Genomic DNA, 12,268 nt, shown 5'->3' with positions numbered 1-12,268 from the left:
GCGCACGATAGCGTGAAGGGAGAAGGTTGATGCGTCGCCTTGTTTTTCTCGCCCCGCTCGCCGCGACGCTTTGCGTCGCGCCTGCGATCGCCGCCGATAGCGACGGCCCCATCATCGTCACCGCGCAGCCGCTGGCCGAGACCGCCGCGGCGCTGGCGGCGTGCCTTGCGCGGAGCTGTCCGCCCGATCAGGATATCGCCGCGACGCTCGCGCACGCCGAGAACCAGTTCGTCGCCGGCAGCTACAAGGCGGCGCGCACGACGCTGCTCAAATCGATCGACCGCAACGCGGCGCATGGCCGCGCCTTTCCGGTCGCGGTGTCCGACCTCTACCGCGCCAACGGGCGTGTCGCCGAACATGTCGGCGAGGCGCGCAGCTTCCAGTCGTCGGTGCTCGACATGCGCGACACGCTGCGCGAAGGGCTCGGCCGCGAGGATCCGCGCGTGCTGGGCGCGCAGATCGAGGTGGGCGACAGCCGCGCCAAGCTGGGCTTTCCCGACGAGGCCGCGCGCATCTATGCCGATGTCGAAAAGGAGGCGCTGAGCCAGGGCCTCAATCGCATCGCGATGTTCGCGCGGCTGCGCCAGGCGGTGCTCGCGCAGGTCGCCGCCGAGGACAACAACCTGCCGAGCGACCGCAAGCGCGCCCGCGCAATGCTGGAGGCGATCGTCGCCGACCCGCTGCCCGGCACCGACGACCTGCGGCTGGTCGCGCAGGTTTCGCTCACCCGGATGGACCGCAAGGCGGGCCGCGAGGAATCGACCGCGGCGCTGATGCGGCAATTCGCCGAACAGGGGGGTGCTACCAAGCCGATCCTGATCGCCGCGTCGCCGATCAAGTCGCCCGGCATCGATACGGTGCGCAACGCCGGAAACCAGAGCCTGGCCGACAGCAGCACCAACGCCGCCTTCCTGACCATCGCCGCGGGCGACACGTCGCGGCGGCTGGTCGCCTTGAACTCGATCGGCAAATGGGCCGACCTCGGCTTCTGGGTGACGCCGTCGGGCAAGGTGTCCGAGGTGGAGGTCCTGCGCTCGAGCGGTGGAACGGGGTGGCTCGCTCCCGTCGTCACGCATCTCGAGGGCCGCGTCTATGCCCCGCTCAAGGCAAGCGCCGACGGCGTCAATCCGGGCTTTTACATGGTCGAGCGCTATTCGCTGACCGCGCGCTGGACCGAGGACGCCACGGGCACCAACATGCGGCGGCGCGAGTTCGCGCCGCGGATCGAACGGCTGGATATCACGCCCGAAAATTACGGACGTCCGGTGACCGACGGCGCCTAGGCCGGACGACGGAAGAGCAGCATCAGATTGTTCGCGGGCATCGCGCGCCGTGCGGCGAAGGCGAAGCCCGCGGCGGTCGCGGCGGCCTTGACCACATCGGTATCGCGCAGCCCCCACGCGGGGTCGCGGGCGCGCAGGCTGGCGTCGAAGGCCTGGTTGCTTTCGGCGGTCGGCACGCCGGGCTCGACATAGGGCCCATAGAGGATCAACGGCGCGGCGGGCGCGAGCAGGCGTGCGGCACCGGCGAACAGCCCGAGCGTCGCTGCCCACGGGCTGATATGCACCATGTTGATGCAGAGGATCGCGTCGGCGCGGTCGACCGGCCAGGCGGGCGCCGCGGCGTCGAGCGCGAGCGGCGGTGCGACATTGGGCGATCCCGCCTCGGTCCGCCAGCCGGCGATCGACGCGAGCCCCGCGGGGTCGGGATCGCTCGGCTGCCAGAGCAAATGCGGAAAGGCGGCGGCGAAATGGATCGCATGCTCGCCCGACCCGCTCGCGACTTCGAGGATCGTGCCCGAGGGTGGCAGCCAGTCGGCGAGCACCGCGGCGATCGCGTCGCGATTGCGCGCGGTGGCGGGGGCGTGGCGCTTCGCCGCGGCCTCGCCCGCGTCGCCCGGCATCCAGGGCTGCGGCGTCACGCCTTGGCCTGCGCCCGCGCGCGGCGTTCGCGCACGACCAGCCAGGACAGCAGGCCGACCGGGCCGGCCATCAAAGTCAGGAACAGGAAGGGGACCTGCGCAATGCGCCCGAACCCCTTGTTGTCGGCGTCGCGCGCGATCCAGAGGCCGGTGAACAGGTCGAAGGCGAGGTAATGGATCCAGCCGAGCGTCGTGCCGCCGGGGGTCGCGAACAGCTTCATCACGCCCGCGAGCGTGGTGAAGCTGCCGCCGCCGGCGCCGCCCTGGTCGATCGAGCCGGTCAGGAAACCAATGAGCAGCACGGCATAGGCAAGGCAGAGCAGGAACACCCCGGCATAGAGGATGAGCGCCAATATCTTAGGGCTGCGCGGCAGCGCGGCGAGCGCGATCCAGCCCGCGATCGCCCAGTAATTGGCCAGCAGAAACAGCGTATCCCAGCTCATGCTTCATTCCCTTGTTCGGTCGGTTCGGCCCAGCGGTAGCGCGCGGCGAAAAGCCCGATGGTCAGCGGCAAAGTCGCATAGACCATCGGCGCGAAAGGCACGGTATTGCGGAAAAAGGTCAGCGCCGTCGACACGATCCCGGTCGCGGCGAGGATCGCCCAGATGATCACCTGGCCATAGGCTTCGCGCTGTCCCTGCGCGTCGAGGGCCGGATTGCGCCGCGCGGTGTGGAACAGGCCCGCGGTGAGCACCGACATCAGGACGAAGCCCGCGCCGTAGAGCGCGAACATCTGCCCCAGCCGGCCGTCATAATCGTCGGCGTTGCCCGAGACGAAGGCGGCGAAGCTCGACGCCATCGCGCGCAGCGGATGGACGTAGAGCAGCACGGTGAAGACGAGCGCGAGCGTCAGCAGCAGGAAGCGCCAGTCGCCGTCGCCCGCCATCCGCCGCGCGCGGACATGCGCGAGCCAGAACATCGCGATGAGCGCGAAGGCGATGACGAAGCTCGGCGCGCCCGCCAGCGCCGCCTCGAGCTGGCGATAGTCGGGCGCCATGCCGCCGGTGCCCGCGACCATCAGCGTGACCGCGAACGCAAAGGCCGCATCGGTGAACGCGTCGAGCCGCTGCTGTCCGCTGGTCATGCCCCTTCCCCTTCGCGCGCTTCTTGCCAGCGCTAGAGCAGCCCGCCAAGCCCGAAGAGCAGTAGCGCGCCGAACAGCGCGATCAGGCCGGTCACGACGATCAGGAGCGTCAGCCGCGCCGCCGACAGCCGCCGCGTCGCCGCGAAACCCGCGGCGGTCGCGGCCCCGAAGGCGATGAGCGGCGCCCAGAGAAACGCCCAGTCGTAGCCGAACTCGCGGCGGACGCGGACCATCTCCCACTGCTCGACGACGAGGCCATAGAGCGTGATCGCCGCCAGCCACACCGCGACGAAGACGACCGCGAACAAGGCCCCGGCGGCGAGGCATCCCATGGCACTGCTACGCGCGCCCTCGGCTCGGTCGGGGGGCGGCGTATCGGGCATGCGCGTCTCCTATTCGGCGATATAGCGCCAGGGCGCCTCCGGCGTATCACGATGCCAGAGCGTGAAAAAGGGCGATGCGGGGATCGGCGCATCGGGCGCGAGGCCCGCGGGGCGCTGCTTCGGCGTGATGCGCCCGAAACTGACGCCGAGGTCACCCGACGGCGCGACCAGCCCGAAGTCGGGGCCCCAGTCGATCGCCTGCCCCGGCTGCTGTTCGGGATCGAAGCCCGCGGCGATCGCGGCGGCGCCTTCGGTCAGCCCCGCGTCGGGGCCGAGGTTGATCGCGTCGGCGCGGCCATATTCGCCGAACGCCGGACCCACCCCGGCGACCTGCGCGCGCGCGGCAAAGGCGCGCTCGGCGGCGAGCATCGTCTCAAGCGCATCGGCGGGCGCCGCGCCGCGCCACGCCGCCGCGTCGGGCAGGCCGAGCGCGCGGAAGCCGCTGTCGACCGCGCCCGCGGCGCGCGGCACGCGCTTATACGCCAGCACGCGCCACCCGTCGGGCGTCCGGCCCCAATAAGCGAGATATTTGCCGAGCTGCTCGGTCCCGTCGGGCAGGGTCGCGGTGAAATAACCCGCGGTGAAGCCGTGCCGCCCGTCCGCCGAAATGCCGCCGCGAACCGGGAACCAGTCGGCGCGCCCTTTCGCCGCGGTCGAATTGGCGTGCAGATAGGCGACGATCGCTTCGCGCGAGCGCAGGAAGGGCGTGTCGCCGCGCGCTGGCATGACCGCATCCTCCGCGAGCATCGCGCCGATCGCATCGGGCAGCAGCCGGTCCTTGGCAGCCATAGCGAACGCCTTGTCGGCCTCGACCAGCTCGGCGAGCTGTGCCGCCGGGCTGGGGGCGGCGGCCGTGACGGCGGGCAGATCGAGCGCGTGCGCCGCGGGCGACAGCGCCGCAGCGGCGATCAACAGCAACAGGAAACGCGGCATAGTCCCTCCTCCACCTCGAGCGGCGGACGAGGGACGATCCCTCAGCTGCCGCCGATTTCGCTCAGCGACGGTTCCCCCGGCGCGACCGCGGGTTCGGACCAGGCGAGCACCGGGTTACGCGCCGCGCGCGTTTCGTCGAGCCGCGCGCGCGGGGCGAAGTGCGGCGCCGACTTGAGCGCCGGGTCGCCGTTCTTCGCACGCAGCGCGACGCTGCGCAGCGCCCCGATGAACTGGTCTAGCACCGCCTTCGACTCGGTCTCGGTCGGTTCGATCAACATCGCACCATGGACGACGAGCGGGAAATAGACCGTCATCGGGTGATAACCCTCGTCGATGATCCCCTTGGCGATATCGAGCGTCGAGAAGCCCTCGGCGAGGCCATTGTCGGTGAACAGCGCCTCATGCATGCACGGGCCCGAGCCGCCGAACGGCGCCTCGAGCACATCGTCGAGGCTGCGCAGGATATAATTGGCGTTGAGCACCGCATCCTCCGCGACCTGCTTGAGCCCGTCGGCGCCGTGGCTGAGCATATAGGTCAGCGCGCGGGTGAACATGCCCATCTGGCCGTGGAAGGCCGTCATGCGCCCGAAGGTGTCGGGATGCTCGGCGCCCGCGCTTTCCTCCTCGACGAGCTTGAACGAGCCGTCGGCGTAGCGCGCCGCATAGGGGATCGGGCCATAGGGGGCGAGCGCCTCCGACAGCACGACCGGACCCGAACCTGGCCCGCCGCCGCCGTGCGGGGTCGAGAAGGTCTTGTGCAAATTGATGTGCATCGCATCGACGCCGAGGTCGCCGGGGCGGACCTTGCCGACGATCGCGTTGAAGTTCGCGCCGTCGCAATAGACATAACCGCCCGCGGCATGCACCGCGTCGGAGATCGCCTTCATGTCGCGCTCGAACAAGCCGCAGGTGTTGGGGTTGGTGATCATCACGCCCGCGACGTCGGGGCCGAGGCGTGCCTTCAAGGCTTCGAGGTCCACGCGGCCTTCGGGGGTCGCGGGGATGTCCTCGACGCTGAAACCGGCGAAGGCGGCGGTCGCGGGGTTGGTGCCGTGCGCGCTTTCGGGGACGAGCAGCACGCGCCGGTCCTCGCCGCGCGCCTCGAGCGCCGCCTTGATGCAGAGAATGCCGCAGAGCTCGCCATGCGCGCCCGCCTTCGGCGTCATCGCGACGCCGTGCATGCCGGTGAGCTTGATCAGCCAGTTCGCGAGCTCGTTGATGACGGCGAGCGCGCCCTGCACCGTTTCCTGCGGCTGGAGCGGGTGGATGTCGGCGAAGCCCGGCATCCGCGCGACCTTTTCATTGAGGCGCGGGTTGTGCTTCATCGTGCACGAGCCGAGCGGGAAGAGGCCGAGGTCGATGGCATAATTCTGGCGGCTGAGGCGCGTATAGTGGCGGACGGTCTCGCTTTCGCTGAGTCCGGGCAGGCCGATCGGCGCCGAGCGTGCGAGGGTGCCGAGGTCGAGCGCGGGGGCGGCCTCGTCGAAGTCGACGCCGGTCGTCTCGGTCGAGCCGATCTCGAAGATCAGCGGCTCTTCGAGCATCAGCGCGCGGTTGCCGGTGAAGGTCGTGCTGTCGTCGGCGCCGCCCGCGTTCATTTCGGGGCGCCAGCCGGATGCGTTGGGCGTGCTCATGCCAGCACCTCCTTCAGCGCCGCGGCAAAGGCGGCGATGTCCTCCGCGGTGCAGGTTTCGGTGACCGCGACGACGAGCCCGTTTTCGAGGCCCGCGTTCTCGGGATAGAGGCGGCCGAGCGAGACGCCGCCGAGGATGTCGCGCTCGGCGAGCTGGTGGACCACCGGCCGCGCGGCGGTCGGCAGCAGCAAGGTGAACTCGTTGAAGAAGGCGCTGTTCAGCACCGACACGCCCGGCACCTTCGCCAGTTCGGCGGCGGCCGTCTTCGCGCGGCCATGGTTGATCGCGGCGAGCTGGCGCAGCCCCGCCTCGCCGAGCAGGGTCATGTGGATGCTGAAGGCCAGTGCGCAAAGCCCCGAGTTGGTGCAGATATTGCTCGTCGCCTTCTCGCGGCGGATATGCTGCTCGCGCGTCGAGAGCGTCAGCACGAAGCCGCGCTTGCCATTGGCGTCGACGGTTTCGCCGCAGAGCCGCCCCGGCATCTGGCGGACATATTTGGCCTTGCACGCGAAGAGGCCGACGTACGGACCGCCGAACTGGAGCCCGACGCCGATCGACTGGCCCTCGCCGACGACGATGTCGGCGCCCATTTCGCCGGGCGACTTGATCAGCCCGAGCGCGACGGGTTCGGTGACCACCGCGATCAGCAGCGCGCCCGATGCCTGGCAGGCGCTCGCGAGCGCCGCCATGTCGTCGATGCGGCCGAGGATGTCGGGATATTGGACGACGACGCAGCTCACGTCCTTGTCGACCGCGGCGGCGAGCTCCGCCCAGTCGGTGGTCGGCACGAGTTCGGGATCACCCTCGACGAGCACGTCGCCGGTATATTTCGCCATCGTCCGCGCGACGCTGCGGTAATGCGGGTGGACGCCGGTCGAGAAGAGCGCCTTGGCGCGCTTGGTGATGCGGCGCGCCATCACGACCGCTTCCCAGCAGGCGGTCGAGCCGTCGTACATCGATGCGTTGGCGACGTCGGTGCCGAGCAGGCGCGCGACCTGGCTCTGGAATTCGAACAGCATCTGCAGCGTGCCCTGCGCGATTTCGGGCTGGTAGGGGGTGTAGGCGGTGAGGAACTCGCCGCGCTGGATCAGGTGATCGACGCTCGCCGGGACATGGTGGCGGTAGGCGCCCGCGCCGAGGAAGAAGGGCCCGTCGCCCGCCGCGCGGTTGCGCCGCGCGAGCGCGCCCATATGGCGCTCGACCGCGAGTTCGCTGGCCTGACCCGGCAGATCGGCGATCGGGCCGTCGAGCCGCGCCGCGGCGGGGACGTCGACGAACAGATCGTCGATCGACGCGGCGCCGATGACGCCGAGCATGGCCGAACGGTCGTCGGCGGTGAGCGGGAGGTAACGCATTTTGGTCTCCTAAGCCCCTCCTCTTCAGAGGAGGGGTTGGGGTGGTGGACACCGCTGCAGGTGCACCACCCCGCTGCGACTAGCGAGCAAGCTCGCAAGTCTCGCTGCCCCTCCTCTGAAGAGGAGGGGGCACTGAGGTCAAAGATTGTCGCAGAAGGCCTTATATTCGGCCGCGTTCATCAGCGCGTCGAGCTGGCCCTTGTCGCCGAGCGTCATGCGGAAGAACCAGCCTTCGCCCTCGGGGTCGCTGTTGACCAGCGCCGGGTCTTCCTCGAGCTGGCCATTGCCTTCGGTGACGGTGCCATCGACCGGGGCGTAGACGTCGCTCGCCGCCTTCACCGATTCCACGACCGCGGCGTCGCCGCCCTGGCTGAGTTCGGCGCCGGTGTCGGGAACCTCGACGAAGACGATGTCGCCGAGCTGGCCCTGCGCGAAGTCGGTGATGCCGACCGTCGCGACGTCGCCGTCGACGTCGATCCATTCATGCTCTTCGGTATAATAACGCGGCATCGGTCAGCCTCCCTGTTTGCGGACATAGCGGTGTGGAACGAAGGGCATCGCGGTCACGGTGCAGTGCACGCGCTTGCCGCGGACCTCGGCGGCGACCGACTTGCCGGGGACGGCGTGGTCGCGCGGGACATAACCCATGGCGATGGGGGCGCCGACGCTGGGGGCGAAGCCGCCCGAGGTCACGACGCCGATCTCGTCCTCGCCGTCGAACAGCTTGGCGCCCTCGCGCACCGGCAGCTTGCCGTCGACGGTGAGGCCGACGCGCTTGCGCGGAGACCCGTCGGTATAATGGCCGAGGATGCGCGCGGCGCCGGGGAAGCCGCCCTCTTCGCGGCGGCGCTTCTGGATCGCGAAGCCGAGGTCGCCCTCGATCGGATCGATGGTGGGGTCGAGGTCGTGGCCGTAGAGCGGCAGCCCGGCCTCGAGCCGCAGGCTGTCGCGCGCGCCGAGGCCGATGGGCTTCACCTCGGGCTCGCCGCAGAGCAGGTCCGCGACTTGCTGCACCTTGTCGGCGTCGACCGAGATTTCGAAGCCGTCCTCGCCGGTATAGCCCGAGCGGCTGATCCAGGCATCGACGCCGCCGATCCGGTACGGCCCGCCCATCATGAAGACGAGCGCGTCGAGCGGCCATTGGCCGGTGGTGTGGCGCTTCAGCGCGTCGAACGCCTTGGGCCCCTGCAGCGCGAGCAGCGCGCGTTCCTCGAGATGGTTGATCGTGATCGCGTCGGGGAGTTCCTCGCGCAGATGCCCGATATCCTCCCACTTCACCGCGCCGTTGACGACCATGTAGATGCCCTCGGGCCAGCGGCTGAGCATCAGGTCGTCGAGAATGCCGCCGTCCTCGGCGAGCAGCAGCGAATAGCGCATGCGCCCGACCGCAAGGTTCTTCACGTCGCCGGGCAGCACCGCTTCGAGCGCCTCGTCGAGGCCTTCGCCCGAGAGATAGAGCTGGCCCATGTGGCTGACGTCGAACAGGCCGGCATTTTCGCGGACCCATTGATGTTCGGCCATGATGCCCTCATATTGGATCGGCATCCAATAGCCGGCGAACTCGACCATGCGACCGCCCTTGGCGCGGTGCCAGGCATCGAGCGGCAGGGTCGCGGTGGCGGCCTCCGCACCTTCACCATTTTCTCTATCATCGCTCATATCGCGAACTCCCGTCGTGAGCACGGCAAGGAGCGGCGCGGGTGCCGCCTTGTCGCCATGCCCCCTCTGTCACGGGAACCTGAGAGTTTTCCCCCATGATATCATGAGGTTACCCCTTCGGTGGTCCCAGCATGGAGCTGGAACGCTTTCCAGAGTGTCCGTTCCAGCCTGCGCGGTCCGCTTGACCTGAGAGTTTCCGGGGCGGTTGCTCCTTCGGTGGCGAGGCGCGGGTTGCCCCGCCCCCGCGCTCTCCCGCGCGGCCGGTCGAATCCCTTGGGAGGATGCGACAGACGCCCGAGCCTTGGCGGGCGCCTTTCGCAGAGTCAATCGGCGAGCCGCCGCATCGCGTCATTTTCGTGGATTCGCACGCCGGGCTGCGCGATTCCGATCAGCGCGACGATCGCGCGCGCGACCGCATCGCCGCGGATCGAGCGGTAGCGGCGCAGGCCGCCGTGGAGCAAAGCGTCGGTCAGCGGCGCCGCGACCATCGCAATCCCCTCGCCCAGCCTCTTGGGTCCGGCGCGCTCGCCCATCAGCAGCCCGGGGCGCAATATGTCGAGCCGCTCGAAGCCGAGCGCGCGGAGGCCGTCCTCGGTCTCGCCCTTGGTCTTCAGATAGAAGTTGCGGCTCTTCGCCGAGGCGCCGACCGAGCTCACGACGATCATCTGCCGCGTGCCCGCCATGCGCGCGCCGCGCGCCGCCGCGAGGATCAGGTCGTGATCGACCGCGCGAAACGCCGCCTCCGACCCGGCTTGCCGGATCGTCGTGCCGAGGCAGGAGATGAGCGTCGCGGGGCGCTCGACCGCGACGATGTCGGCCCAGCGCCCGGGCGGCGCGACGAGCAGCGCATGCTGCCCGGGCAGGTCGTCCATCTCGCGCCGCGCGAGGATGGTGAGCGGGCGGTCGCCGGCGTGGGCGATCACCGCCTGCCCGATCATGCCGGTCGCGCCGAGGAGCAGGGTGCTGGGCGTCGTCATGCGCGCGAGCTTATCGGGATGAGAGGCGCTCGAAAAGAGGGTCGATGCCGGACCGCGAAGACGGTGAGATTTGTTTCGCGCAAAGACGCAAAGACGCAAAGAAGAAAGAAGAAGGAAGAAAGACACGAATAAGGAGGTTGCGGCCGTAAGGCCGCTTTTTCCATCTTCACTGCGGCCTGAACCACCGACGAGGAAAAGCGCCGCTTCGCGGCATGCGCGACATCTTCGTGTCTTTGCGTCTTTGCGCGAAATATAGCGGCGCTGCCTGCGAAAGCCGCCGCATGCAACGAAAGACAGCTTCCGGATCAGGCGTGCGCCAGCGCTTCCGGCACTTCGCCGCGCCCGAAGATTTCGGCGTAGCGGTCGATGGCGAAGCGGTCGGTCATGCCGGCGATATAGTCGCCGATGTGGCGCACGGTCGCGCCCTTTTCGTGCGGCAGGCGGGCCGACCAGTCGGCGCCCATCAGCCGCGGGTCGGCGGCATAGGCGTCGAACAGGCGGGCGATGACCCGGTTCGCGGCTTCGGCGGCGGCGAGCTGTTCGGGGTGGTGGTAGAGATTGGCGTACATGAAGCGCTTGAGGTCGCGCTCCGCCGCCGCGAGCTCGGGCGAGAAGCCACCGAGCGTGCGGCCCGCCATCCGCACCTCGTCGGCGCCGGTCACGCCCGCGTCGGCGACATTGGCGGTCGTCGCGGCGATCACGTCGTTGACCATCACCCCGATCTGGTCGCGCACCAGTTCGCGCAGCAGCCGCTCGCGCGGGGCGCCGGGGAAGCGTTCCTCGACCCCGGCGAAATTGGCGGCGACGAAGGGCTGGGCCATCAGCTGGTCGAAATCGAGCAGCCCCGCGCGCAGCCCGTCGTCGATATCGTGATTGTCATAGGCGATATCGTCGGCGACCGCCGCGATTTGCGCCTCGAGGCTGGCGTGGCTATCGAGGTCGAGCGCGAAGCGCGCGTCGATTTCGGCGAGCGCCCAGCCGGGGTTCGTCACCGGGCCATTATGCTTGGCGAGCCCCTCGAGCGTTTCCCAGGTCAGGTTGAGCCCGTCGAAACGCGGGTAAGGACATTCGAGGCAGGCGAGCGTGCGCAGCGTGTGGCCATTATGGTCGAAGCCGCCGTGCCCCGCCATCGCGGCCTTGAGCGCATCCTCGCCGGCATGGCCGAAGGGCGGGTGACCGATATCGTGCGCGAGGCAGAGCGCCTCGGTCAGATCCTCGTTGAGCCCCAATGCGCGCGCGATGCCGCGGCCGATCTGCGCGACCTCGATACTGTGGGTCAGGCGGACGCGATAATGGTCGCCGTCGGGGGCGACGAAGACCTGCGTCTTGTGGCGCAGGCGGCGGAAGGCGATCGAATGGATGATGCGGTCGCGGTCGCGCTGAAAATCGTCGCGCGGCCCGCGCACGACGCGGCCGACCTCCTCGTGCAGGCGCCCGCGGCTCTGTTCGGGACGGCTGGCGCAGTCGGCGACGGCGGTCATTTGACCGGATCGACTTCCTGGCCCGCGTCGCTGTTGAAGAGGAAGCCGTCGCCGCCGGCCTTCTTGTAATCGGCGAGCCAGGCGTCGGCGCCCTTCTTGTTCGGGAAGGGCCCGACGAGCAGGCGGCGGGTGCGGCCCCATTCGGTGCTGGCGCCCGACTTGCCCTTGAACAAGGCCGGACTCTTCTTGGCGAATTTGCCATAATCGAGTGCGAGCGCCTTGGCATTGGCGCCGGTCGCGATCTGGACCCAGAGGCGCGCGGGGTTGGCCTTCTTTTCAGCGACTTCGGCCTTGGCCTTCGCATCGGCTTCCGCCTTGGCCTTGGCGGCGGCGTCGTCCTTGACGCGCTTGGCCTCGGCCGCGGCTTCGGCCTTGCGCTTGTCTTCGCGGAGTTTGGCGAGCGTCGCGCCGTCGACCGCGTCGGTCGACGCGGCCATTTCCTCGGCGGGGATTTCGAGCGAGCCGACGATGTCGGCGAGCGAGGCGAGCGGCGCGGCGGGGGTCGGGGCGAACGTCGGCGCGGCTGAGACCGCCGAGGTCGGCGGCGGTGCGGCTTCGGCGGCGGCGAGCTCGACCGGCTGCGGCGTCGCAGTGGCGGGCGCGGGCGTCGGCGCCGGGGTTGCGACCGTGGCGGGCTGGCCGATGTCGGAGATCGAGAAGCCGGGGCCGACGGGGCCGCTGTCGCGGATCGCCACGCCGATCGGGGCGGCGGACGGCGGCGTCGCGGCAGGCGGCGGGGCGGGTGTCGGCGCAGGCGTCGGCAGGATCGCCGCCGGCAGCGCCGAGGTTCCGGCGACGGTCGCCGGCGGGGTCGCGGCCGGGGCCGGCGTCGGAGCGGGGC

The 12,268-nt window shown here is 69.7% G+C and carries 12 protein-coding genes, 1 pseudogene and 2 riboswitches; of the genes and pseudogenes, 1 reads left to right on the top strand and 12 read right to left on the bottom strand.

What is annotated here, in order from left to right; all coding sequences use genetic code 11:
• The first annotated feature begins 29 nt into the window (after positions 1-29).
• A complete protein-coding gene (locus ATE62_RS10665) occupies positions 30-1,283 on the top strand; it encodes a hypothetical protein (RefSeq protein ID WP_058810225.1) in 1,254 nt (417 codons plus the stop codon).
• Here ATE62_RS10665 and ATE62_RS10660 read toward each other — a convergent pair.
• From ATE62_RS10660 to ATE62_RS23610, 12 genes and pseudogenes are all read right to left on the bottom strand, one after another.
• Entirely contained in the window at positions 1,280-1,903 is a 624-nt protein-coding gene (locus tag ATE62_RS10660; RefSeq protein ID WP_058810226.1) for a DUF938 domain-containing protein, read from the bottom strand. The genes ATE62_RS10665 and ATE62_RS10660 overlap by 4 nt on opposite strands.
• Positions 1,904-1,917: 14 nt before the next feature.
• Positions 1,918-2,364 carry an ABA4-like family protein gene (locus ATE62_RS10655; RefSeq protein ID WP_058810227.1) on the bottom strand — a complete coding sequence of 149 codons (447 nt, stop codon included), beginning with the start codon at positions 2,362-2,364 and terminating at the stop codon, positions 1,918-1,920.
• Positions 2,361-3,005, bottom strand: coding sequence for a TMEM175 family protein (locus ATE62_RS10650; RefSeq protein ID WP_058810228.1), 645 nt, complete (start codon positions 3,003-3,005; stop codon positions 2,361-2,363). Before ATE62_RS10650 ends, ATE62_RS10655 begins: the two co-directional genes overlap by 4 nt.
• Before the next feature lie 32 nt (positions 3,006-3,037).
• Positions 3,038-3,388, bottom strand: a complete 351-nt coding sequence (locus ATE62_RS23615) for a hypothetical protein (protein WP_058818508.1) — start codon at positions 3,386-3,388, stop codon at positions 3,038-3,040.
• A gap of 9 nt (positions 3,389-3,397) precedes the next feature.
• The gene (locus ATE62_RS10640; RefSeq protein ID WP_058818507.1) at positions 3,398-4,321 is read right to left on the bottom strand and encodes a nuclear transport factor 2 family protein; all 924 of its coding nucleotides are present in this window, start codon (positions 4,319-4,321) and stop codon (positions 3,398-3,400) included.
• Between the two features lie 41 nt (positions 4,322-4,362).
• Complete coding sequence (gene gcvPB / locus ATE62_RS10635) at positions 4,363-5,955, bottom strand: aminomethyl-transferring glycine dehydrogenase subunit GcvPB (RefSeq protein WP_058810231.1); 1,593 nt, start codon at positions 5,953-5,955, stop codon at positions 4,363-4,365.
• The gene (gene gcvPA, locus ATE62_RS10630; protein WP_058810232.1) at positions 5,952-7,310 is read right to left on the bottom strand and encodes an aminomethyl-transferring glycine dehydrogenase subunit GcvPA; all 1,359 of its coding nucleotides are present in this window, start codon (positions 7,308-7,310) and stop codon (positions 5,952-5,954) included. Before gcvPA ends, gcvPB begins: the two co-directional genes overlap by 4 nt.
• 138 nt (positions 7,311-7,448) lie before the next feature.
• The gene (gene gcvH / locus ATE62_RS10625; RefSeq protein ID WP_058810233.1) at positions 7,449-7,820 is read right to left on the bottom strand and encodes a glycine cleavage system protein GcvH; all 372 of its coding nucleotides are present in this window, start codon (positions 7,818-7,820) and stop codon (positions 7,449-7,451) included.
• A 3-nt stretch (positions 7,821-7,823) separates the two neighbouring features.
• On the bottom strand, positions 7,824-8,969 hold the full coding sequence (gene gcvT, locus ATE62_RS10620; RefSeq protein ID WP_082662729.1) for a glycine cleavage system aminomethyltransferase GcvT: 1,146 nt from the start codon (positions 8,967-8,969) through the stop codon (positions 7,824-7,826).
• 56 nt (positions 8,970-9,025) lie between these two features.
• Positions 9,026-9,132, bottom strand: a riboswitch (glycine riboswitch).
• A riboswitch (glycine riboswitch) is annotated at positions 9,133-9,234 on the bottom strand.
• Between the two features lie 58 nt (positions 9,235-9,292).
• Positions 9,293-9,946: an NAD-dependent dehydratase gene (locus ATE62_RS10615; protein WP_058810234.1), complete on the bottom strand. Its 654-nt coding sequence runs from the start codon at positions 9,944-9,946 to the stop codon at positions 9,293-9,295.
• Between the two features lie 305 nt (positions 9,947-10,251).
• Complete coding sequence (locus ATE62_RS10610; protein WP_058810235.1) at positions 10,252-11,427, bottom strand: deoxyguanosinetriphosphate triphosphohydrolase; 1,176 nt, start codon at positions 11,425-11,427, stop codon at positions 10,252-10,254.
• Positions 11,424-12,268, bottom strand: a pseudogene (locus ATE62_RS23610) (SPOR domain-containing protein); the annotation flags it as partial. The pseudogene ATE62_RS23610 and the gene ATE62_RS10610, both read right to left, overlap by 4 nt.

Origin of the sequence: Sphingopyxis sp. HIX (assembly GCF_001468285.1) — a bacterium.
Lineage (GTDB): Bacteria > Pseudomonadota > Alphaproteobacteria > Sphingomonadales > Sphingomonadaceae > Sphingopyxis.
The sequence above is the reverse complement of the archived record's forward strand: the minus strand, read 5'-3'. Positions and strand labels throughout refer to the sequence as shown.